At 39.6% G+C, this 24,513-nt stretch carries 21 protein-coding genes and 1 riboswitch; all 21 genes read right to left on the reverse strand.

What is annotated here, in order from left to right:
- Positions 1–15: 15 nt before the first annotated feature.
- On the reverse strand, positions 16–1,296 hold the full coding sequence (rpsA, locus tag ACQV2S_RS00420; RefSeq protein ID WP_428874828.1) for a 30S ribosomal protein S1: 1,281 nt from the start codon (positions 1,294–1,296) through the stop codon (positions 16–18).
- A 351-nt stretch (positions 1,297–1,647) separates the two neighbouring features.
- The gene (gene cmk, locus ACQV2S_RS00425) at positions 1,648–2,313 is read right to left on the reverse strand and encodes a (d)CMP kinase (RefSeq protein WP_428884813.1); all 666 of its coding nucleotides are present in this window, start codon (positions 2,311–2,313) and stop codon (positions 1,648–1,650) included.
- Positions 2,314–2,374: 61 nt separating this feature from the next.
- Positions 2,375–2,977, reverse strand: a complete 603-nt coding sequence (locus ACQV2S_RS00430; protein WP_428873713.1) for a LysM peptidoglycan-binding domain-containing protein — start codon at positions 2,975–2,977, stop codon at positions 2,375–2,377.
- Positions 2,978–3,125: 148 nt separating this feature from the next.
- Positions 3,126–3,755 (reverse strand): ECF transporter S component, encoded by a 630-nt coding sequence (locus tag ACQV2S_RS00435; RefSeq protein ID WP_428876360.1) that lies wholly within the window; start codon positions 3,753–3,755, stop codon positions 3,126–3,128.
- 106 nt (positions 3,756–3,861) lie between these two features.
- Positions 3,862–3,983, reverse strand: a riboswitch (FMN riboswitch).
- Between the two features lie 47 nt (positions 3,984–4,030).
- Positions 4,031–4,756 carry a pseudouridine synthase gene (locus tag ACQV2S_RS00440; RefSeq protein WP_428873716.1) on the reverse strand — a complete coding sequence of 242 codons (726 nt, stop codon included), beginning with the start codon at positions 4,754–4,756 and terminating at the stop codon, positions 4,031–4,033.
- A gap of 9 nt (positions 4,757–4,765) precedes the next feature.
- Positions 4,766–5,347: an SMC-Scp complex subunit ScpB gene (gene scpB, locus ACQV2S_RS00445; RefSeq protein ID WP_428873717.1), complete on the reverse strand. Its 582-nt coding sequence runs from the start codon at positions 5,345–5,347 to the stop codon at positions 4,766–4,768.
- Complete coding sequence (locus ACQV2S_RS00450; protein WP_428873718.1) at positions 5,340–6,104, reverse strand: segregation and condensation protein A; 765 nt, start codon at positions 6,102–6,104, stop codon at positions 5,340–5,342. The genes scpB and ACQV2S_RS00450 overlap by 8 nt, the downstream gene beginning before the upstream one ends.
- The gene (locus ACQV2S_RS00455) at positions 6,104–6,535 is read right to left on the reverse strand and encodes a hypothetical protein (RefSeq protein WP_428873719.1); all 432 of its coding nucleotides are present in this window, start codon (positions 6,533–6,535) and stop codon (positions 6,104–6,106) included. The genes ACQV2S_RS00450 and ACQV2S_RS00455 overlap by 1 nt, the downstream gene beginning before the upstream one ends.
- A gap of 86 nt (positions 6,536–6,621) precedes the next feature.
- On the reverse strand, positions 6,622–7,419 hold the full coding sequence (locus tag ACQV2S_RS00460) for a purine-nucleoside phosphorylase (protein WP_428874794.1): 798 nt from the start codon (positions 7,417–7,419) through the stop codon (positions 6,622–6,624).
- A gap of 9 nt (positions 7,420–7,428) precedes the next feature.
- Positions 7,429–8,595 carry a phosphopentomutase gene (gene deoB / locus ACQV2S_RS00465; RefSeq protein WP_428873721.1) on the reverse strand — a complete coding sequence of 389 codons (1,167 nt, stop codon included), beginning with the start codon at positions 8,593–8,595 and terminating at the stop codon, positions 7,429–7,431.
- A 22-nt stretch (positions 8,596–8,617) separates the two neighbouring features.
- Positions 8,618–9,538 (reverse strand): site-specific tyrosine recombinase XerD, encoded by a 921-nt coding sequence (gene xerD / locus ACQV2S_RS00470; protein WP_428873723.1) that lies wholly within the window; start codon positions 9,536–9,538, stop codon positions 8,618–8,620.
- Positions 9,531–10,403: a CvfB family protein gene (locus tag ACQV2S_RS00475; protein WP_428873724.1), complete on the reverse strand. Its 873-nt coding sequence runs from the start codon at positions 10,401–10,403 to the stop codon at positions 9,531–9,533. The genes xerD and ACQV2S_RS00475 overlap by 8 nt, the downstream gene beginning before the upstream one ends.
- A gap of 239 nt (positions 10,404–10,642) precedes the next feature.
- Positions 10,643–12,400, reverse strand: coding sequence for a pyruvate kinase (gene pyk / locus ACQV2S_RS00480; RefSeq protein WP_428881875.1), 1,758 nt, complete (start codon positions 12,398–12,400; stop codon positions 10,643–10,645).
- 18 nt (positions 12,401–12,418) lie between these two features.
- Positions 12,419–13,390 (reverse strand): ATP-dependent 6-phosphofructokinase, encoded by a 972-nt coding sequence (locus ACQV2S_RS00485; protein WP_428873726.1) that lies wholly within the window; start codon positions 13,388–13,390, stop codon positions 12,419–12,421.
- A gap of 91 nt (positions 13,391–13,481) precedes the next feature.
- Complete coding sequence (gene dnaE, locus ACQV2S_RS00490; protein ID WP_428884814.1) at positions 13,482–16,829, reverse strand: DNA polymerase III subunit alpha; 3,348 nt, start codon at positions 16,827–16,829, stop codon at positions 13,482–13,484.
- Between the two features lie 29 nt (positions 16,830–16,858).
- The gene (queA, locus tag ACQV2S_RS00495; protein ID WP_428873728.1) at positions 16,859–17,896 is read right to left on the reverse strand and encodes a tRNA preQ1(34) S-adenosylmethionine ribosyltransferase-isomerase QueA; all 1,038 of its coding nucleotides are present in this window, start codon (positions 17,894–17,896) and stop codon (positions 16,859–16,861) included.
- 13 nt (positions 17,897–17,909) lie between these two features.
- Positions 17,910–18,914: a Holliday junction branch migration DNA helicase RuvB gene (ruvB, locus tag ACQV2S_RS00500; protein ID WP_428873729.1), complete on the reverse strand. Its 1,005-nt coding sequence runs from the start codon at positions 18,912–18,914 to the stop codon at positions 17,910–17,912.
- 19 nt (positions 18,915–18,933) lie between these two features.
- Positions 18,934–19,521 (reverse strand): Holliday junction branch migration protein RuvA, encoded by a 588-nt coding sequence (ruvA, locus tag ACQV2S_RS00505; RefSeq protein WP_428873730.1) that lies wholly within the window; start codon positions 19,519–19,521, stop codon positions 18,934–18,936.
- A gap of 3 nt (positions 19,522–19,524) precedes the next feature.
- Entirely contained in the window at positions 19,525–19,962 is a 438-nt protein-coding gene (gene msrB, locus ACQV2S_RS00510; protein WP_428873731.1) for a peptide-methionine (R)-S-oxide reductase MsrB, read from the reverse strand.
- Positions 19,955–21,838: a DNA mismatch repair endonuclease MutL gene (gene mutL, locus ACQV2S_RS00515; RefSeq protein WP_428884815.1), complete on the reverse strand. Its 1,884-nt coding sequence runs from the start codon at positions 21,836–21,838 to the stop codon at positions 19,955–19,957. Before mutL ends, msrB begins: the two co-directional genes overlap by 8 nt.
- A 15-nt stretch (positions 21,839–21,853) precedes the next feature.
- Positions 21,854–24,418 carry a DNA mismatch repair protein MutS gene (gene mutS / locus ACQV2S_RS00520; protein WP_428884816.1) on the reverse strand — a complete coding sequence of 855 codons (2,565 nt, stop codon included), beginning with the start codon at positions 24,416–24,418 and terminating at the stop codon, positions 21,854–21,856.
- Positions 24,419–24,513 lie beyond the last annotated feature (95 nt).

Below are 24,513 nucleotides of genomic sequence, written 5' to 3' on the forward strand. Positions count from 1 at the left end.
TGTTATTAGAATCGATTACTCAGCATCGTCTTGTAAAGACTTGAATGCATCGCCTAACATGTCACCCAATGTGAAGCTTCCTTCATTGGCTGCATCATTAATTGAGTTAGTGTTTTGACGGGCTTGGTTAGAACGGTTAGCTGTTTGATTATTTGTATTACGGTTTCTTCTTGGACGACGTGGACGATCTGAATCATTTGATTCTTGACGTTCGCGACGAACTGGCTCTTCGTAACCTTCAGGCTTGTCTAATAAAGCTTTAATGGAAAGGGATAATCTTTGAGCTTCTGCATCTGTTGAAAGAACTTTCACTTCAACTTCTTGGCCTTCAGTTAAACGATCTTGAGGAGTTTCAATATGCTCATGAGCAATTTGAGAAATATGTACTAAACCTTCAACACCAGGGAATACTTCCACAAAGGCACCAAAGTTAGTTAAACGTTTAACAGTTCCTGTATGTACAGAACCTTCTGGTGCTTTTTCTTCAATATTTTCCCAAGGTCCTTCTAAGGTATCCTTGATTGAAAGTGAAATACGTCCTTCTTCCTTGTCGATTGACAAGATTTTAACTTCAATTGTTTCACCAACAGTTAATTTATCACTTGGATGTTTAACGTGTTCGTGAGCGATACGGCTGATGTGAACCAATCCATCAACGCCACCTAAATCGATGAAAGCACCGAAGTTAGTTAGACGAGCTACTTTACCTTCTACAATTGTATTTTCTTCTAATTCTTCCATGCGTTGAGCACGTTCAGCTTCACGTTTTTCACGTGCAATTTCTTTATGAGATAAGATTAAACGGTTGTCGTTTTCATCAATTTCAATAATCTTGAACTCTAATGTTTGACCCTTATAAGGTGAGAAGTCATCCACAAAGAAATCTTCTACCATTGAAGCTGGTACAAATCCTCTAACGCCAGCGTCAACTACTAAACCACCCTTAACAACATCTTTAACAGGTGCTTCAATTGTTTCGCCATTTTCTGATTTTTCTTTTAATTCTGCCCACACTTTTTTAGCATCGACACGTTTTTTAGATAATAAGAAGTTACCATTTTCTTTATCTTGGATTGGCTTGATAACTACTAATTCGATTTCATCACCAATTGCTACAACTTCAGTAGGATCTTCAACGCGTGTTGCAGCTAGTTCGTTAGCTGGGATAACCCCTTCTAATCCACCACTGTTTTTAATTGCTACACGTACTTGATTATTTTCATCAAAAGCTAAAACATCACCGTAAACGGTATCGCCACTTTTAATATCTAAGACACTATCTAAAGCATCTTCCATTGTTTCAATAGTTTCTGAACCATTGCTTTCTTCTACTTGAGTAGTCTCAACCTCTTCCGTTGCTTCTACTTCTTCATTTACTTCATTATTCTCAACAAACTCTGACATTCTACCCGTTCCTCCTAAGCGTTACCTATAAAAATTGTTACTTACATAGAGTCTACTAATAGACACTATGCAAGCACTCTAAGAAACATTATAACAAAAGAAAGGGATATCGTCTAGCGAATATTGCGAATAAGGCCGATATTATCAATAAATTTATTATTACTGACTTTTATTCATTTAAACGAGATCTGATTATCTAGTTTCATCAAAATAAAAAAAGGCTCATCAGCCTCCTTTTTAAAATTATTTTATAGAATCGATATAGTCACTTAATTTTTCAACCACTTGATCAATGGATAAGTCTGAAGTATCCATTTCAATAGCATCTTCTGCTTTTTGCAAAGGACTGTGTTGACGATTGCTATCGTAGTGGTCGCGTTTAATAATCTCAGCTTCAATCTCTTCTAGGGATTGGGTCTCCATGCCCTTAGTTAGATTTTCTTCATAGCGTCTTTGAGCTCTTACTAGACTGGAAGCTACAAGATAAAACTTAAGACTGGCATCTGGTAGAACTACCGTGCCAATATCTCGTCCGTCCATCACCACTGCTTCTTCACTAGCTATAGCTTGTTGCTGCTTGACTAAGGCTTGTCTGACACTTAGATTAGCAGAAACCTTAGAAACATTTTGTGTCACTTCCATCGAACGAATTTCTTGACTGACATCATGCCCATTGATTAAAACTTTTTGTTGGTCACCATCCATTTCAAAAGAAATTTTGACTGCTTGTAAAATTTCTCCTAAACGATGGGGATCATTAATATTTATTTTATTTAGCAAACAAGCTAGAGTGATTGCGCGATACATAGCGCCAGTATCGATATATGTCAGTTGGTATTTTTTTGCGATAAGTTTAGCGACGGTTGACTTACCAGAAGCCGCTGGGCCATCGATTGCAATTGAAAACATTGGTTAATTCCTTTCTCATAAAAAGGCTGAGAATTAACTCAGCCTTAACCTTCTTATTCTTTTATGGAATGACGATTTGTGAGCCTGGCATCAAAGTACCGTCAATTGTAGTTCCGTTGGCAGCAGCTAAGTCATAAACATCAACACCATAAGCTTGAGAGATTGACCACCATGATTCACCCGCACTTACGGTATGGTAAGTTGATGCTGCTTGTGGTTGAGCAGAAGTCTCAACTGCTGGTTGAGTCGGTACAGGCGCTTGAGTCGTAGTTGTTGCTTCGATTTCACGCGTAACAGCTTCAGTAGTTGTTGTCTTCTCTTCTTTGGTTGTCGTTGCTTCTTCAGTTGTGCTCTTACTTAGAACAACCTGTTCAGCCGTTTTACTTTCTAAAGGCTTATCACTCTTTTGTGAGTCGATATAAGCATACAATGCAAACGGGAAAATCAAAGTGAAAATTAAGAAGAATAGCAAAGCGTTTGATAAAACGGTTGCTTCCTGCTTCGGTTGATTTCTAGCCGAGCGTGAAAATTGACGATTCTTGAAATTTTCATCCTCACCAAACTTATTGTTCCATGGGGCAGTAAATTTTTTGGTTTTTGCTTTTTCATTTAAACCTTGATCCTTATCTTCAGGTTGATCAAAGCGTTCGTTATCCTTTGCCATCAAGCTTCCTCCTACACTAATCGATATTAAGATATCTATTCATAGCAACAAACCTAAAAAGGCTAGGTTAGCATATGAGTCCAATTTCTTATATTATAGCAAACTCTAAACTTGATGCAAACACAATTGACCTAAAAAAGTAAATTACTTATTGCTGTTGTAATATTCTAGTAGCAGAACGGTAACCTTTTCCTATGTAACCATCATAGAAGTTAATGCGGCGACCCAATATGGTCTTCATTGATTTAATGACAAAAATTTGACCGACAACCATGATTAAGCCCTTGATTAAATTGAATGGCACAATGACAGATAGGATATAAGTCATATAATCATCAATGGGAAAGTTCATGACTTTGACATAAATAGGTAAAGCCAGATAGTAATTAAAGCAAGCCATGGAGAGAGTTAAACTAAAGACAAGACTAAGAGAGATTAAAGAAAATTTAATAGCTTGCCCTTTTTCTTTTAAATACTTCAAAATGAAGTGGCTTGGTAAAAACATGGCTAAGGTCGCTGTCATACTCATTAACATCCCAATCGGAATACCAGCTTCCCCTCCCTTAAGGATATAATTAACCAAATCACGAATGAAGGCCACGGCAACTAGGCCTTGTGGTCCGTAAATTAACATACCAATTAAGGCCATAAGATCCGAAAAATCAACCTTAAGAAAAGGTGCAAATGGCAAGATTGGGAAGTCAAAAAAACGTAGAACGACTGCCCAAGCTCCTAAAATGGCTAAAAGTGTGACTTTCTGAACTTTTCGATTCTTCATAACGATTCTCCTTTTTTTTTACGTCTTTAGGAGGGTCCATTGATAAAAAAAACCATCCACTCAAACTGAGAGGATGGTAGCCTAAATAAGCATAAACTTATCAATATCTTATCTTCTACCATCCAGACTTTACTGTCGGTACTGGAATTACACCAGTTCAACCTAGCCACAGCTAAGTTCGCGGACTCTACCGCCGGTCGGGAATTTCACCCTGCCCCGAAGACGTTATTTAATTTAAATGAATTATAGCATTTATCTCGGATTTAAGCAAGCTCTTATTCACTATCTAAAGCCATCTTACTTAATTTATCCACTTCAAAGGCAGTTAGCTCTCGCCACATACCCGGTTTCAAATTATCTAAGCCAAGAAAAGCAAAAGATTCGCGCTTCAATTTGAAGACGGGATATCCAATGGCTTCAAACATTTTCTTAACTTGATGGTTCCAGCCTTCATGGATGGTTAATTGGACAACGGCTGTACGATTATCTTGATTGCTAGAAATGAGACGAGCTCTAGCTTTGGAGGTCTTTTGACCATCAATCATTACGCCCTTTTCTAATTGTCTTAATTCCTTAGCTGTAGGAATGCCACCCAATTTCGCAATATATGTCTTATCAATCTGATGCTTAGGATGCATCATCTGATTGGCAAAGTCACCATCATTGGTTAATAAGAGTAAGCCTGTCGTATCAAAGTCTAATCTGCCAATCGGATAGATACGTTCTTCAATACCATGGATTAAATCGGTAACCACCGGACGGCCCTTGTCATCAGCCACAGCTGAAATATAGTTTTTTGGCTTGTAAAGTAAGATATAGCGCGGTTCTTCCTTATAAATAGGCACCTCGTCTACTTCAATACGGTCATTGCTGGTGACTTTGGTTCCTAATTCACGAACCACTTGTCCATTTACTTTGACGCGACCTTCTTTAATCATGTCTTCACATTTGCGTCGACTGGCAACCCCTGCGTGAGCCATAACTTTTTGTAGTCTTTCCATAGTTCCTCCTTATTCTTCTTGATCAAATAAATTAATTTCCCATCTTTTTAATGAAAAAAGTTCTTCTGAAGCGGTTTGACTGTTGAGGGCTAAATCTTCAATAGGTGGTAGATCCTCTAAGGAAGATAGCGCAAAGTAATTGAGAAAGTAATCGGTGACTCCATAAAGTATGGGTCTACCAGGCGCTTCTAACTTACCTACCTCCTTAATGAGGTCTCGGCTGACTAATTTTTGTAACATGGCTTGGGAAGAAACGCCCCGAATTTCATCAATGGTCATGCGTGTAATCGGTTGACGGTAAGCTACGATAGCCAAGGTCTCAATAGCCGGTCGACTTAACTTTTGTTGCAGTGGCGATTGAGCAAAATTTTCAATCAAGGGGTCTAAGTCTGCTTGGGTTACATACAAGAAGCGTTCGCCAAATTGGACCAAATCAATTGGCGATAGTGGATGGTCTTTTAAAGTTTGCTGGACTTCTTCAATCATAGGCTTAATTTCTGTTGGTGAGAGATTTAAAAGAGCGGCTAACTCATTCAAGGTCACGCCTTCTTCCCCGGCAACAAAAATAATGCCTGCTATTTTTCTAAGCATAGCCTTCCTCCCTCAAACGCAGTTCAATGCTATCTAGATAGCTTTCTTGTTGAAAAACCAGAACTTGCTTACGGACCATTTCTAAAACAGCAATAAATGTGGCAATAATTTCTGGTCGAGAGCCATTCGATAAAAGAGACGAAAAAGCAATGGATTGATTAGGCTTAATGGATTGAAATTGTTGCCGAATGAATTGCATTTTGTCCGTCACTGAAACTTGATCATGATGAATTTCTTTTTCTTTAGGTTGTCTTTGTTCTTGCGCTTGCAAGACGCTCTTCAAACTGGTTTGTAATTGCTCTAGCGAAAGCTCACCTTCTTCTAAGGGAATAAAAGCTATAAAGTTTGAAAGATCTGCCGCTGGTCTTGAATAGTGCTTACTACGATCCACTTGCATATCTTCTAAGGTGTCCGCTACTAGCTGAAATTGTTGATAAATGAGCAGTTGCTGAACCAGACCACTCCGCGGATCTTGGTCTTCTAAATCACCATCCAATTCATCCGGTTCAATGGGAATTAAGAGACGACTCTTGATCTCTAATAGAGTGGCCGCCATCACTAAATATTCTCCGACCTTATCGAGGTCTAATTCCTGCATCTGGTCAATATAAGCCAAATATTGGTCAGTAATTTCCGTCATGGGTATATCGTTAATATCGACTTCTAACTCTTTAATTAGGTGTAAAAGCAAATCAAACGGCCCTTGAAAGGCCGTTAATTTAAGGGTTAAGTCTTGATTGGTTCGATCCTCTTGCATTAATTGGCTTCCCCTTCACTATTTGCTTTTATCTGCTGACGATATTTCTCAGCAAACTGGGCAATCATATCTTGGGTTTCTGATTGAATGGAACCTGAGATTTGAATTTGTGGAAACATATCTTTAAGTTCTTTGAACAATTGATAATCCACGGACTCTCCTTCAAAGGAAGGAATAACCGATATAAGGTGAACGATTATTGTCGAAAGATTTTCTTGGGGATCCGTTTCAACTTTACGTTGCTCAATACCGATTAAACCAACGAAGTTGCTTGTTTCAGGATCTTTATATAAGTAAAGGTCGAAACCTTCTTGGTCGCGATATTTAGTTAAAATTTCGCCTGCTTGAGCCATTTGATCTTCACCTTCGCAAGTTAAACTTAAGAGTCCTAAGACAACTTTTTCATTCTTATGCGTTGAATGAACTAGCATTTTTTGCGACCTCCTATCTCTAATTAGATTTCCTTGAGATATTACCATGCAAAGACTGAAATTTCAACTTAAAGCTTTACAAAGTCCTATATTTGTTCAATCACTTGATAAATTAATTGCTTAAATCGTGGTTTCACTTCTCTAGAAACAGCCATCACTTCTTGGTGGTTAAGTGTCTCCTGCATACCGGCTGCATAGTTGGTAATACAAGACACTCCCAAGACTTCCAGCCCAGCATGTCTTGCTACAATAGCTTCGGGAACAGTAGACATTCCCACTGCATCGCCCCCCATCAAACGAATGGCTCTAATTTCAGCTGGGGTCTCATAAGAAGGACCGGTCATCCATGCATAAACTCCCTCTTGTAAACTAAAACCTAAACTTTTAGCTGTTTGATGTAGCAATTGAATGCCTCTTTTACTATAAGTTTGACTCATATCAACAAAGCGCGGACCTTGTGGATTGTTTTTACCAATCAAAGGATTTTCGCCTGTAAAATTAAGTTGATCCTTGATGACCATTAGATCTCCAGGTTTAAAACTATTATTAACCCCACCGGCTGCATTTGTAAGAATCAAACTTTCGACCCCTAATTCTTTAAAAATCCGAATCGGAAAGGTGATTGTTTCAAGGTCATAACCTTCGTAATAGTGAAAACGTCCTTGTAATGCTATTACTTTTTGTCCAGCTAGGCTGCCATAGACCAATTGACCAGCATGACCCTCAACAGTTGATACTGGAAAACTTGGGATAGCTTCATAAGGGATTTTAACCGGATTTTTAATTTCATCTGCCAAATCTCCTAAACCAGAGCCTAGAATTAAACCAATTCGAGGGGCTACCATACCGTGGTCTTTTAAATATTCTAAGGTTTTTTGATACATAATCTTCTCCTATTTTAATTGTGCTAAAAACGACTGTCCTTGATCTGTCTGTTTAACACCAAAGTTATCAGAAATAGTGGCCGCGATATCAGCAAAGTGCTGCGCTTGTAGTTCACTTGCCGCTTTAAACTTTTTAGAATAGGCCAATAAAGGCACATATTCACGGGTATGATCGGTTCCCTTATAAGTCGGATCATTACCATGGTCGGCTGTGATTAATAACAAGTCCTCTTCATTCATGGCTTGAATTAGTTCAGGAATGCGGGCGTCGAAGTCTTCTAAGGCTTGACCATAGCCTTGAGGGTCACGACGGTGACCATATTTGGCATCGAAGTCCACTAAGTTAGTGAAAGATAGGCCTTCAAAATCTTCCCCCATGACCTTGAGTAATTGATCGACACCGTCCATATTGGACTTAGTGCGAATCGCTTGAGTAATACCCGCTCCATTAAAGATGTCATTAATTTTGCCCACTGCAATGACCGATTTGCCGTCATCTTTTAAGAAATCAAGGGTCGTTTTGCCAAAGGGATCCAAGGCATAGTCATGACGATTGCTGGTTCTTTCGAAATTACCTATTTGACCGACATAAGGTCGGGCAATAATCCGACCAATCATGTAAGGATCTTCCAAAGTAATCTCACGGGCATATTCACAGACCTTGTAAAGTTCTTCTAAAGGAATGACTTCTTCGTGGGCAGCAATCTGTAAAACAGAATCGGCTGATGTATATACAATTAATGCCCCCGTTTCTAATTGCTCGGGTCCTAATTCTTTAATAATTTCGGTTCCAGAAGCCACCTTATTCCCAATTACCTTACGCTTAGCAAATTTTTCTAATTTTTCAATCAACTCTTGTGGGAAACCAGCTGGAAAGACTCTAAAGGGCTGGTCGATATAAAGACCCATCATTTCCCAGTGGCCAGTCATGGTGTCTTTACCAGCTGAACGTTCTTGTAATTTAGTCCAGTAGGCGGAAGTTTGATCGACGGCTTCTACCCCTTTGATGGTGTCAATTTTACCCAGACCCATTTGAGCCATATTTTTTAAGTTTAAATCAAAGTTTTCGGCAATGTGGCCTAAGGTGTGAACGTTAGAGTCTCCAAATTCTTCTGCATCGGGTGCTTGTCCAATTCCGACAGAGTCCATAACGATTAAGTGTATTCTTTTAAACATTTTATTTCCTCCTTTAATCGCATCAAGCGCGTGGAAAGTTCTTACGGTAAACTTCCTGTAAGCGGTGATGTGAAATATGTGTATAAATTTGAGTGGTCGATATGTCTGCATGACCCAACAGTTCTTGAACCATGCGTAAATCGGCACCATTTTCTAACAAATGAGTGGCAAAAGAGTGCCTCAACATGTGTGGTGAAACTCTTTGATTGACTCCTGCTTGTTGAACATACTTATTAAGATTTTTCCAGATGCCTTGGCGGGTGAAGGCCTTTCCTCTTTCTGTTAAGAAGAGAATCTGGCCTGCTTGAGCAGTCTTTTTACTAGCAAAAACACCTCGGGCATCTTGTAAGTATTGATCAACCCAATAGATGGCTTCATCCCCTAAGGGAATGATTCTTTCCTTATTGCCCTTACCTAAAGTTTGAACAAAACCCAAGTCTAAGTGTAAGTCAGCTAACTGAAGCTGAGTTAATTCACTCACACGTAGGCCACAAGCATAAAGGACTTCTAAGATGGCTCGGTCTCTTAAACCGGTTAAAGTGGCTATATTCGGTGCTTGAATAATGGCTTCCACTTCTTCCATTGATAGAACTTTAGGTAGGCTTTTGGCTTGCTTGGGTCCTTGAACTAATTGCAAGGGGTTTTGCTGGATAACCCCTTCTTTTAACAAATAATGAAAAAACTGTTTCATAGCTGATAAAAGCCGTGAAGTAGAAGATGTGGCATAATTTTGCTGGTGTAAATGGGCTAAAAACCCTTGCATGTAGCTATAATCGATTTGGTCTAAGCTTTGTGTAGCATGGTCTTGATGGTAGTTTATAAATTTTTTTAAATCTCTTACATAGGCTTGGATTGTATTTTTTGATTTGACTTGATCAATTTGTAAATAGCGCTTAAAATCCGCTAAATAATTTTGTAACTGTTGATTGACCGCCTTATTCATTTTCTGACGTCACCAAGTAAATCCCCTGATTAGCCTCTTGACGAATTTGCTTATTCTTCATTAAGGAACCGACCGCGCGCTTAAATTGTCCCTTAGAAATACCAAATTCTCGCTTAATAGCTTCAGGATCAGACTTGTCGTGATAAGGTAAGAAATGATTGGGCGTCTTTTCTAATAGACGTATTAACATAGTCGCATCATCGCTAATGGCTTCATGGGCTCTTGGTTTTAAGGACAAGTTTAAAGACCCATCACTTTGTACCTTGACTACCCGTCCCTTGATTTTTTGACCCAAACGCGGGGGTAACATCCATTCGCTCTCATGTATAAAGCTGCGGAAGTTCTCTTTAGAAATTGCCAAAGCTCCTACTAATTTCAATTGAAAAATGGTTACTTCTAAATCTTGATTCATCAAACGGTCAGCTGCCTTGATAAACAATTCTTCCATCTGGTCAAAACTTGCTAATTCGCCCCAAAAACGGTTCTTATTATCCACAGTCATTGTCAAGTAGAGCTGGTCCCCTTTTTGAGGCCATTGACTTTTATCATCTGGTAAATTATCCAAAGAAACTACTAGGTCCTTTTGATAAAGACCAATATCCACAAACACACCCAAGTCTTTACGCACTTGAGTTACTGTGCCCCAATCATAGTGACCACTAGCTGCCTTAGGGATGTCTAATTGAATACGGGCCTCACGATTCATATCCTCATAAATAAGCCCTTTAATTTGGTCGCCTAAGTGATAACTTTGACCTTGGATTTGATCCTTGTCTAAGCGAAAGGTTGTCCCTTCCACTTGCGCAAAATAACTGTTTTCATTCTCGTCACTTATCTTACATTCGGTAATTCTTCCTAATTTCATCTTTCATTCTCCTATCTGATCAAACTCTCTTCAAGCTGATTGAGCTATCCTAAAGTAAAGACCGACTCTATCCTAAGCAAAAGACAATTAATTCTAGTCGCTTAGTCTTCTATTAACAATTTTAACACATTCGGTAAACAAAGAGAAAAGATGGCACGCAAAAAGACATTTCTTCAGCCCATCAATAAATAAGCCAAGAAATGTCTTAAAATAAGTGTCTTAGATAGAACTCTGCTATACTAGATGGATACCGTTGCTCCGCGATAGATAATTCCACGACGAGCATCCACAGTAATCAGTTCATTTTGTTTAATAGCTTCCATAGCACCTTCTACTGCTACTACTACCGGTATGCCTCTTTCTAAGCCAAGAATAGCGGCATGGGAAGTAATACCTCCGCTTTCACAGATAATAGCGCCCACCCTTTCTAAGGCTGGAGTGTAATCACGGTCGGTCTGGCTAGTGACTAATACAGTATCTTCTTTGACATAAGCATTAGCCTCTTCAGCGGTATGAGCAATCACTGCCTTACCAATGAAGTTACCACTGCCAACACCTTGTCCTTCAGCTAACTTGGTTCCAATTAATTGAATCTTCATAATGTTGGTCGTGCCTTTTTCACCAACTGGAACGCCCGCAGTAATGATAATCAAGTCGCCTTCTTTAGCAAAACCTTGCCTTACTGCCATGGCTGAAGCAGAATCTAACATCTCATCGGTTGAATCAGGCTTACCAATAACGAAAGGTTGAACCCCCCACACCAGTGTGAGTGAACGTTGTGCTTCTTCCTCAAAGGTAGCTGCTAAGATATTAGAAGACGGCCGGTATTTAGCAATCATGCGTGCCGTATAGCCAGAAGAGGTTGCTGCCACGATGGTTTGAATCCCCAGATTACGAGCAGTATGTCCCACCGCTTGACCAATAGCTTCAGTCAAGTCTGACTGATTGAATTTCTTCAAGGTAAAGGCATCCTGACCTAATAATTGTGATTCAGTCCGTTCACATATCTTAGCCATCATTTTCACAGCTTCTAAAGGATAATCCCCTGCCGCTGTTTCCCCAGAAAGCATGACAGCATCCGTTCCGTCAAAAATAGCATTGGCCACGTCTCCTGCTTCGGCTCGTGTAGGTCTAGGGTTTCTTTGCATAGAATCTAACATTTGTGTAGCTGTCACGACTGGAATACCTGCTCGATTACATTTCTTAATAATCATTTTTTGAATAAGGGGCACGTCTTCTGTTGGCACTTCGACCCCTAAATCTCCGCGGGCAACCATAATCCCATCCGATACTTCTATAATTTCATCAATATTATCGACACCCTGCCGGTTTTCAATTTTAGAGATAATCTTAATATTGGTCTTGTTTTCTTCTTCTAGAATAGCACGTATTTCCATCACATCATTTTGACGGCGCACAAAGGAGGCCGCTATAAAGTCAACATCTTGACGCGCGCCAAAACGAATATCTTGCTTGTCTTTTTCAGTGATACCCGCAATATTTAAAGAAATACCTGGTACATTAATACCCTTTTGTGATTTTAAGACACCTGAATTGACTACCACACAAGCAATTTCCTTGGCTTGATCATCAATGGCTTCAACTTCCAATTCAATTAAACCGTCATCAATTAGAATAAGCGAACCGATAGTCACATCATCAATTAAGCCTTCATAGGTGATAGAAAACTTATCAGCACTACCTAAAACCTCAGTCATCGCTATCCGGATTTTATGACCTTTTTCTAATAGAATGCCATTATGTTCCATCTTATGCGTTCTTATTTCAGGTCCCTTGGTATCTAATAAGATACCAGCTATAACACCGGCTTCTTGACGGGCCTCTTTAAATAAGTTGATATGGTTTAATTGCGATGCTTGATCACCGTGAGAAAAATTAAAACGGGCTACATTCATTCCTGCGTGAAGCAGATCGACCATTACTTTCTTTGATTGAGTTGCCGGCCCCATTGTGCCAACGATCTTTGTTTTCTTCATATTAACTCCTTTTCATGCTCAATAGCGATCCGTTAAGCTACGATTAATTTCGTACAAATCATCTCTTACTTTGTGCTTGGATTTGGTTAAGGTTTCAACGATGTCACAAACGGATAATTCTTCATTGGTAATGCCGACGAAAATACCCGATTGTCCGTGAAGAATTAAATCCACTGCCTTAGCACCCATTAATGTAGCAAAAACACGATCACGACCTGTTGGATTACCCCCTCTTTGAATGTGGGAGAGGTTAACCCCACGAACACTTTGATCAGGGGCTTCTTTTTTGTATTCTTTGATAAATTCTTCCACGCCCATGACACCTTCGGCTAATACGATTAAAGCATGGTCTTTCCCATGACTAAGAGCCGTATTGACTCTGCGAGCAATGTCACCGATAAAGAAATCTTCTTCAGGAATAACAATGGCATCGGCTCCCACAGCCACTCCGGCCCATATAGCAATATCCCCCGCGTTACGTCCCATCACTTCGACTACAAAGGTACGGTTATGTGAGGCCGCTGTGTCAGAAATTTTATCGATGGCTTCAATCGCTGCCGACATGGCAGAGTCAAACCCTATCGTATATTCGGTCCCTGGAATATCATTATCAATGGTTCCTGGAATACCAATAGCTGGAAAACCTAATTTAGTAAGAGCTAGAGCTCCTTGGAAGGAGCCATCTCCTCCAATAACAATTAAGCCTTCAATTCCTAGGGATTCCATTTGTTGAATGGCTTTTTTTTGTACTTCTAACTGTTTAAATTCAGGGTACCTGGCTGAATAAAGGATGGTTCCTCCTCTACGAATGGCATGAGTGAGGTCGTTGATCCCTATTTTCCTATATTCACCTTCCACTAAACCTTTAAAACCGTGTTGAACACCTACTACCTCAATTTGATGATGGAGGCCCTGTTCAACAACAGCTCGAATAGCGGCGTTCATTCCGGGAGCGTCACCTCCACTTGTTAGCACTGCTAAACGTCTCATAAGTCACCTCTTCTTATTCATTAACTCTCTTAATAATATTTTAACATGAATTAAAAAGCCTGTCCGTTGATATGATTATCAGTCAGATTCATTATTTAAAATAGACATTATTTTCTCCAAAAAGAGCTTTTAACTCATCCACCACCCGATCTGCCATAGAAATATTATATAGAGACTCTAATTTCCAAGCATTGCGGTTGGCATCGACCATGATTATTTCTAAAGGACCTGGGTTTTCTACCGCTAAAGCTTTTAATTTTTCCACTAATTGCTGACTAGAAGCCCCGGCTAGTAATTTAATAAATACTTGACGAATTGGTGATGAATGGGATTGCTTTTCATCTTCTGGTAAGGGCAGTAATTTATCCAAAACAATTTGTGGCTGACCTTGTCGATCTAGGCTTAGTTGGCCTTGCAAAGCCACCACTTGACCCTCTTTGAGCTGGTGGCCAAATCGTTGATAACTTTCAGGGAAACTAACCAGAGAAATATTTTGACTGCCATCATTGAGACGGTAAAAAGCCATCTGGTCTTTTTTCTTAGTTTCAATGACTTTCATGTGCTCGATATAGGCTAGAACTTTTACTTTTTTACCTTTAGGCATTTTTAAGGATTTTAAAGCTCCAATAGATAGAAAGCTTTGATCTCCTTCAATCAGTTTTAAAAACTCATCAATAGGATGGCCAGCTAATTGCAAGCCTAGTACTTCACGTTGACGCTTGAGTAAATGGGCTTTAGGCCACTCTCTGACCAAATTAATTTTAGGTTCAATCTCTTTTAATAAGTTAATATGATTGCCTGAAATCTTGCGAAATTGAATAAAATGTTCTAAGTTCTCGGTCAAGGTCGCTCGTGTGTAGCCAAAGGTGTCGAGTGCACCGGCATCTATTAGCGCTTGAATTAAATTGGTCTTTAGAAATTTAAGGGGCATCCGTGATAGAAAGTTTTGGAAATCGGTAAAAGGCCCAGCTAAATTGCGCTCATCTAAAATGACTTGACAAAAATCATGTCTGAGTCCATTGATAGCCATTAAACCAATTCGAATAGCCCCTTTTTCAATTTTAAAATTAGTATGTGAGCGATTGATATCCACCATTAAAAAGGGTCCTACCGTACGTTTGGCATCTAATAGGTATTCATCCAAACTTTGATGAATTGATCGCCCATGGTTTAAGAGGGCTGTAAAGAACTCTAATGGATAGTGAACCTTTAAATAAGCTAGTTGGTAGGCCAAAGTCGAATAAACAGCAGCGTGCGCCCGATTAAAACCATAATTGGCAAATTGATAAATATAATGGAAAACTTGCTGACTGGTTTGACTATCCAGTCCACGCTCTTGACAACCCTTTAGAAAAGCAACTTGTTGGTCTTTCATTAGGTCCATCTCTTTTTTACCCATGGCTCTTCTCAAGAGGTCGGCTTGCCCTAAACTAAAACCAGCCAACTTTTGGCAGATTTGCATAACTTGCTCTTGATAAACGATAATTCCGTAGGTTTTTTGTAAAATTCCTTCTAAAAGTGGATGGATATAATCAATTTTTTCCTTACCATGCTTGCGGTTGATAAAATGAGAAATTTGTTGCATAGGCCCCGGTCGGTATAAAGCATTGACTGCGATAATATCTTCAAAACTTTCCGGTTTTAATCTTCTTAAAACTTGGCGAATTCCTTCAGATTCAAACTGGAAGACTCCTTGGGTGTTAGCTTCTTGGAAAAGTCTTAAAGTGGCTGAATCCTCACGATCAATGGCATCGATGTCAATGGCTAAGCCTTGATTTTGCTTAATTAAATTCAAAATAGTATCTAGGATTTGTAAGTTTTTCAAGCCCAGAAAGTCCATTTTTAACAAACCTACTCGTTCGACATCTTCCATATCAAATTGCGTAAGCTGTATTTGGCCTTCTCTTGTTGTAACGGGCACCCAGCGACTCAAATCTTGATCGGCAATCACAACTCCTGAAGCATGGGTAGAAGTATGTCGTGGCAAGCCCTCAATGGTGAGAGCAGTTTTAAAAATTTGTTCATTTAAAGAATCTTCAGCAATTAACTGTCTTAAAGCGCTAGACTTTTGATAAGCATCCTGCAAGCGGATGGACACTTCAGTTGGTATGGTCTTGGACCAGCGATCTTGCACCATTTTAGGATAGGACAAGACTCTGAGGGTGTCGCGTAGTGATTGCTTGGCCCCAAAACTACCGAAAGTCACCAATTGAGCTACCTGCTGGCTGCCATATTTTTGGGCGACATAACGAAGCACTTGGTCTCTTTTATCATCTGGAATATCGATATCAATATCGGGCATATTGTAGCGTTCAGGATTTAAGAAGCGTTCAAAGAGTAAATCATATTCTATCGGGTCTATCTTAGTAATTCCTAATAGATAGGCTACTAAAGAGCCAGCAGCAGACCCTCGCCCTGGACCCGTTCGGATATTATATTCATAACAAAAGGCCATAATTTCCCAAACAATTAAGAAATAATCATTGAAACCCATTTGATCGATGGTAGTTAATTCATGGTCTAAGCGTTCTTGATAAATGGGCACTTGATCAACTTTTAACTCTGCTAGCTTGTTTTGACATAGGTGTTTTAAATAGTCTTTAGCAGCTATATTATTTGGTGTTTTAAATTTAGGTAGGAGCGACTGATTAATGGGCAGCTGCACTTGCATACGTTCTTCCAAAGCATGACTATTGGTAACTACCTGCTCCAGTCCCTTTTGTAAATACAAGTCTTCTAATTCATTACGGCCGTATAAATAATGAGACGTCCGATAGGTCATAATTGAAGGATCCAAGCTTTCACCGCGATCAATCGCTTGTAAAATCCTTATAGCAAAACCTTCTTCACTGGTGAGACTTTCGACTGCTTGGTTACAAACCATCTTTAATTGGTGGTTACGAGCAAATTGAGATAGCCATGAAACTTCTAATTCATTGAAGGGATAAATCGAAAGTCCTAGATAAAAATTGTCTTGCGGAAAAATATGAAGCCAAGACTGAAGAATCGCTTGTCCTGCTTCAAAATTCTCATGTAGAAGGGCTTGTTCTAATTCTCCCTTCTTGCCGGCAGTAATGATAACCAATGATTGGCTAGCTTCTTTCATCAGATGATCGATTTGCTGATAATCTGGATGGCTTTGGTTGATTAATTTAGAAAGTTGAATCAAAGCTAAATAGCCCTGGTAATTCAGGGCATAAAGAATTATAGGATAGCTTTGACTTTGGTCCAGGCGTCCCGGCAAGTTCAAGCTAAGCCCTATCATGGCATGAAGGTCTGCTTTTTGGCAGGCTAGGTAAAACTTAAGACTAGCATGTAAGACTCCTTGATCGGCTAAGCCAAGATGCGTGTAGCCTAGGGACTTAGCTTTAGCTACATATTGATTTAAATCAAGGGTGGATTGCAATAAAGAATAAGAGCTACGAACATTGAATAGCATTTGCTTTTCTCACCTTCCACTGTGTTTATTTAGAGAATGAACATCGCATCTCCAAAACTAAAGAAACGATATTTATGATCCACTGCGTGTTGATAGGCTTGTAAAATTTTATCGCGATCATAAAAGGCTGAAACCAACATAACTAAGGTTGATTGTGGTAAGTGGAAATTAGTAATTAAATGGTCAACTGCTTGAAATTTAAAACCTGGCGTGATAAAAATATCCGTCCAACCAGAAGCTGGCACAATTTGCCCTTGATGGTCACGTGCAATTGTTTCCAAGGTGCGCACAGAGGTTGTACCGACTGCTGTGATCTTGCCACCTCTTTTACGAATGTTTTGAATTTTTTCAGCCGATTCTGGGCTGATTTGATAATATTCAGCGTGCATTTGGTGTTGGTCAATCTTTTCTACAAAAACAGGTCGGAAGGTTCCCAAGCCAACATGCAGCACAATCGGAATAATCTCAATGCCTTTATTTATTGCCTCTTGCATTAGTTCTTGAGTAAAGTGCAAGCCAGCTGTTGGAGCAGCGGCCGAACCATTTTGCTTGGCATAGACCGTTTGATAGCGATCTGGATCATCCAATTTTTCCTTTATATAAGGAGGTAAAGGCATTTGACCTAGGGATTCTAACACTTCTAGGAAAACACCTTGATAAGAAAACTCAATAACTCTTCCTCCGTCTTCCTTATGTTCGATAATTGTTCCCACTAATTGGGCTTGGTCGCCAAAATGTAAGACGGTCCCTAAACGAGCTCTTTTACCTGGTTTAACTAGACATTCCCATTGGTCACCTTGGGTGTTTTTTAATAAAAGGACCTCAATATGTCCCCCGGTATCCGGTTTAACACCAAATAAACGCGCGGGAATAACTCTGGTTTCATTAATTACTAAGCCATCCCCAGGCTTTAAATAATCAAGCATATGTTTAAAGTCTGTATCGATTGTTTGCTGACTTTGACGGTCTAAGACCAACATACGCGATGATGAGCGGTCCTTTAAGGGAGTTTGAGCAATCAATTCTTCTGGTAAATGATAATCAAAATCTTTAGTTGTATAAGTCATCGTTTTCTTCTTTCTATTTTTCTTTCAGGGGATAATTTAAATGGCGATATGTTAATTCGGTAACCATCCGTCCTCGAGGCGTACGCTTAATAAAGCCTTGTTGGACAAGATAAGGTTCATACATATCTTCCAGGGTCACGATATCTTCTCCAATATTGGCAGCAAGGGTGGCAATTCCAACCGGTCCTCCACCATAAAATTCAATCATCGTCTTTAAAAGTTTACGATCAAGCGGGTCTAAGCCTAAAGCATCAATTTGTAAGACTTTTAAAGCTTCTTTGGTATCCTTGATATGAATATTGCCATCGCCATGAACTTGTGCAAAATCACGCACCCGTCTTAACATACGGTTAACTATTCTTGGCGTGCCACGACTTCTTACGGCCAATTCTTTACTGGCTTGATCATCGATGTCGATTTGAAAGACTCTGGCAGACCGTTTAACGATTTTTTCTAAATCTTTGACCTCATAGTACTGCATGTGGGCCATAATGCCAAAGCGATCACGCAGGGGTTGAGTAAGCATCCCCGCCCGTGTGGTTGCTCCTATTAAAGTAAAGGGTGGCAATTCAAAATGAATGGGCTGGGAACTAGCTCCTTGTCCAATAACAATATCGACATAATAATCTTCCATGGCTGAGTAAAGTACTTCTTCAACAATGCGAGGTAAGCGGTGAATTTCATCAATAAAAAGAATATCGCCAGCATCCAGTTCATTAAGAATGGCTAATAAATCACCCGGTCGCTCAATAGCTGGGCCTGAAGTTGTTTGAATTTTAACGTCTAACTCATTGGCAATCACCATGGCAAGAGTGGTTTTACCTAAGCCAGGAGGCCCATAGAGTAAGACATGATCGAGCGCTTCTGATCGCTTCAAGGCTGCTTGAATATAGACATTCAATTCGTTTTTAACCTTCGATTGACCGATATAATCTTTTAATAATTGGGGTCTCAAAGTGGTAAGCTGTTGATCATCTTCACTCAAGCTTTCACTTGATACAAATCTTTCTTGATCCATATTGATTCCTTTCTCTTGCTTATTTTATTAAGAGCTTAAAGGCTAAACTCAAACCTTCTTGGGTTGATTGGATGGCTTCTTTTTCTATTTTTGGCATGATGCGCTCAATCTCACGCTTAGAATAGCCTAAACCATCTAAGGCTTGTTTTACTTCTTCTAAATAACTATTTTTAGCTGTTGGTAAGTCTTCACTTTCTTTCATTTGACTCAAATCAAGCTTACCTTGTAAGTCTAAAATCATTTGCTGGGCTGTTTTTTTACCCACCCCTGGGAACTTCATTAAATACTTGGCATCAGCCGATTCAATAGCTTGCACCAAGCCCACTTGATCATCTAACGCTAGAATGGATAGAGCCGACTTGGGGCCAATACCGGAAACCTTATTCAATTGTAAAAAGAGGTTCTTTTCAGCCTCGTCCATAAAACCATATAGGAGCATTGCATCTTCTCTGACTACTAATTCGATAAAGAGTGTGATGCTTTCTTGCATCTTTTCTTGCCAACGGAAAGGATTAGCACACCAGATTTGGTAACCTATACCATTAGCTTCTAGAACTAAGTAAGTGGGTTGAATCTGCTTAACTTGTCCTTGAATGTATTGATACATTAACTATTCCACCCATTTCTTATAATCGCTATAACCTGCTTGGTCCATCTCCTCATAAGGAATAAAGCGTAAAGCGGCTGAGTTAATACAGTATCTCAAGCCTCCTTTATCCTTTGGCCCATCATTAAAGACATGGCCCAAATGAGAATCCGCTTGCTTGGAGCGAACTTCTGTTCGAGGTCTGGATAATTTATGGTCTTCTAATTCTTGCAATTCAGTTCCCTTAACTGGTTGAGTAAAGGATGGCCAGCCACAGCCAGCATCAAACTTATCCTTACTCGAAAATAAGGGCTCTCCTGACACAATATCAACGTAAATGCCTTTTTGGTCAAACTGGTCATATTTACCGCTAAAAGGCCTTTCAGTACCTGCTTCTTGTGTCACATGGTATTGAATGGGGTCTAAATTTTTAATTTTATCTTGATAATCTTTTTTAGTCATTTTCTCTTCCTCCTAAATGATGATCTTGAATACGTTTAAACAGTTTTTCAATAGTGGTCGGATCGAATTCGATAAATACTGGACGACCATGGGGACAATGCAATGGATCTTGCAAATCGTTCATTTCAGCAAGTAGATGAATGGCCTCACTGTCTGCTAGGCGATGGTTGGCCTTAATAGCACCACGACAAGACTGCATGATAATGCTCGCTTCTTTCAATTGATTAACTGAAAGATCTTCTTGCCGGCTCAAACGGTCTAATAAGTCTGGCACTATCTGGTCCAATTCATCGGCTTCTAACCAGGTGGGGTGACTTTGCATTTGATAGGATTTAGGACCAAAAGCTTGTAAGTGAATCCCTATTTCGGCCAAACGGTCGCTATATTCTTCTGCCATTTGCGCCGTTTTTAAATCAAAACTAAATAGCTTGGGCATCAAAAAATCCTGCTGCTGGTCAACATCCACTTGGTCAGCCATTAATTTTTCATAACGGACTCTCTCTTGGGCAGCGTGTTGATCAATTAAGTAGAAAGAAGAAGGACCTTCAGCAATTAAATAGGTGCCATGAATCTGACCTACATAGCGTAGCTGACTAAAATCAATCATCTTTGGTTTTTCTTGTTGATTCAATGCCTCTTTTTCTACTGCTTGAGAGCTTAATGCTTCCATCATCCCTTGAGTCTTTTCAGTTGGGAAGTCACTGACTTTTGTGTACTCATCCATTTTTATCTGGTTAGAATCAGGACGAGACAGCTCTATAGCTTGCTTATCTTCTGCTAGATGGGATGTTTGGCTGATCCAGTCTAATTGCCCCTTATTTTGTTGGTAGAAACGAGTAGGTCTAAATAGGCTGTCTCCTGCTTCAGGAATGGCGCGGTTTTGTAATAAGCTTGCTTGAACGGCTTGAGTTAATAGTTTAGCCAGTTCCGCTTCCTTACTTAAGCGAATAGTCTGTTTGGTAGGATGCACATTGACATCTACCAAGCGAGGATCCGTTGTTATTTGAATAAAACTCAAAGGAAAACGACCGATCATTAACTGCTTGCCATAAGCCTTGATCAACACATTATTAAGAAAAGGACTCTTGACTGTTCGACCATTGACCATCCAGTGAATATAATTGCGACTAGTTCGAGTCAAGGTGGGTGGTGAAATCAATCCTTCTAGGTCAAACTCTATGTCCGATTGCTTGAAGGCTAGCATTTCTCTTGCTTGCTGGGGTGAGTACAGTTGAGCAATGGTTTGCTTCAAATCCCCCTTACCGACCGTTTGTAGCAAACGATCTCCATCTGAAATTAAAGTAAAAGAAATACTTGGATAGGCTATAGCTAAATTCTGGATTACCTTAAGAATATGACGCATTTCAGTTTGCAGACTGGCTAAATGCTTGAGTCGGGCTGGTGTATTATAAAAAATTGAATCCACTTGCACGGTAGTCCCATTACGGGGCGGGCAAGAACCTTGATTGATTATTTTTGAATTTTCAACTTCAATAAAATGACCACTTTGACTGGCTTGGTTTGCTTCATTCCAAGTCGACTCAATCCTGATTTTGGCTACTGAAGCTATAGAAGCTAGGGCCTCTCCTCTAAATCCTAAAGAAGTAATCTGAAAAAGGTCTGGTAAGGAATATATTTTACTGGTCGCATGAGCTAAAACGGATCGGTGAAGATCTTCTTCCACCATTCCTTGACCATTATCAATCACTATAATTTGTTGAATACCCGCTTCTTTTACTTCCACTTGAATCTGATCTGCTTTGGCATCAATGGCGTTTTCACACAATTCTTTAACGACTGAGGCCGGTCTTTCAACCACTTCTCCGGCTGCAATCTGATTGGCTAGAGCGATATCCATTTGTTTAATAATTCCCATTGTGGCCTCCTTTCTTTATTTCAATTCTTGTTTTAATTGGGCTAAGAAATTTAAAGCATCTAGGGGGGTCATTTGATTAACATCTACTGCTTCAAGAGCCGTTTCAATCTTCGAAGAGCTTTCTTTAGTTTGCTCTTCTTCAGGGATTGGCAAGAGATCTATTGGATCAACTTGATGGTTGCGTAAATGCTTGGCATTAGCTTCTAACTCATCCAACACCACTTGACTTTGTCGCAAGACTGATTCCGGCAGGCCTGCTAAGCGTCCTACATGAATGCCGTAGGACTTATCCGCTGGTCCAGCTAAGATCTTATAGAGAAAGACTAAATGACCGGCTTCTTCCACTGCTCCAACATGAATGTTTTTTATTTGAGAAAGTGTTTGGTCAAGGTCCGTTAATTCATGATAATGGGTAGAGAAGATGGTAGCAGCCCCCACTTTTTGAGCAATATGGTAAAGAATCGCTTCCGCTAGGGCAATACCGTCGAAGGTGGCGGTTCCTCTACCAATCTCATCAAAGAGGATAAGACTGCGGTCTGTGGCGTTTTGTAAGGCATAATTGGTCTCTATCATTTCTACCATAAAGGTGGATTGCCCACTGGTTAAATCATCAGAAGATCCAATCCGAGTAAAGATTTGATCGACTAAGGGCAGTCTCGCCTCTTTAGCAGGGACAAAACAACCGATTTGATTAAGAATCACACTGTAGGCGATTTGACGCATATAAGTCGACTTGCCCGACATATTAGGTCCGGTTAATAGTAGAACAAATTGAGCTTGGTCTAAGTCAAAGTCATTGGCGATAAACTTAGCGCGTCCGATTAACTTCTCCAAAACGGGATGACGACTTTCTTTTATTTCAAAATCTTTTCTTTGATCAGACAGATGAGCTTGGGTGAAGTTTTCTTCCTCACTTAATTCAGCAAAAGAACATAAAACATCTAGAGTGGCTACCGCTTGTGCCAATTCTTGCAGTTGGCTAGAATAGGTATTTAAACGATTGCGTAATTCAATAAAGAGATGGTACTCTAACTTTTCAGCCTTTTCCTGGGCCCCCAGAATGGTACTTTCTATTTGTTTAAGTTCGTCTGTAATATAGCGTTCATTGTTAGCTAACGTTTGCTTGCGGACATAAGTCGGATCGTCAAAGTCTTGTGCTTGCAGACGGCTCATCTCTAAGTAATAGCCAAAGACTTTATTATAGCCTACTTTCAGGGTTTTTAGGCCGGTTCTTTGACGTTCACGCTCTTGATAATCAATTAGCCAACTTTCACCATTATCTAAAGCATCACGATAACCATCCAACTGCTTATGATAACGGTCTTTAATGATTCTACCTTCTGTTAATGAAATCGGTGGATTGTCGACCAAAGCTTCATTAATAATAGCCAAAAGCTCATTAAATTCAGGCAAGGCTTGAAATTGATCCACTGAATCCATGCTTTCGTTCAATTGTTGGAGATACTGATTAAGAAGAGGTATTTGTTTTAAAGACTGGCGCAATTGATCAACTTCTCTAGCATTGGCAGTCTGTAAAGATAGTTTTGTTACCAAGCGTTCAAGGTCATAGATATTTTTTAAAATATTGATTAATTCAAGGCGAAGAAAGTAATGATTAATTAAACCGGCTACCTTTTGATGGCGGCTAATTAAAGCTTGTTTTTGTAATAAGGGTTTATCCAACCACTGATGTAATAGTCTTCCTCCCATGGCCGTTTGCGTGCGGTCTATCAGCCACAATAAAGACCCTTTTCGCTTTTGAGTTCTTAAAGATTCGGTTAATTCTAATTGCACCTTAGTGTATTGATTCATCTGTAAATAGGCAGATAGGGTGTATTCTTCTACCTCTTTTAAATAATCAAAAGCATGGGGTTGTATCGATTGGAGATAAGCTGATAAGTATTTTAAAAGTTCTGTTTGAACAGGGCTTGCCTCTTTTAGCTTAAAGAAATTTTCTGTTAAAGCGGCAGGTGTAAAGGTTGATTTAAACGCCGTAATCCTTTCTTGCAGTAGGCTCAGTTCTTCTTGGCTAAAACCTGATCTTCCTTCCTCATCGATAATCCACTCACTGGGTTTAACCGTTTGAATTTCACTGACAAATTGATTCCAATCTTCTGTTTGAGTCATCCGACTTTGACCCGTTGAAATATCAACATAAACCAAATGGTAAGTGTTTTTTGCTTTTAAAAAAGCGGCTAGGTAATTATTTTCTTTGTGTTTGAGTGCTTGGTCGACCAAAATGGTTCCTGGTGTAATGATTTGAACAACATCTCTTTTGACCATCCCTTTGGTAAGTCGTGGATCTTCTAATTGTTCACAAATAGCCACTTTATAGCCTTCTTGGATTAAACGACGGATATATTCGGTGGCTGAATGATAAGGAACCCCACACATGGGCACTGGATCTTGGGCTTTTTTATTACGGGAAGTCAGCGTGATTTCTAATACTCTTGCAGCAGTAATAGCATCTTCATAAAACATTTCATAAAAATCGCCTAAACGAAAAAACAAGATGGAATCTTGATGCTTGGCTTTAATGGATAGATATTGTTGCATCATAGGGGTTTCTTTACTTGACATGGCTACTCATCCTCTAGTTCATTTAATCGTTGATTGGTTTTGAATTGATATCATAATAATGACATAAGCCAAATAAGCTTTCTTTCTACTTGCTT

This window comes from Facklamia sp. P13064 (assembly GCF_050409425.1).
Lineage (GTDB): Bacteria > Bacillota > Bacilli > Lactobacillales > Aerococcaceae > Facklamia.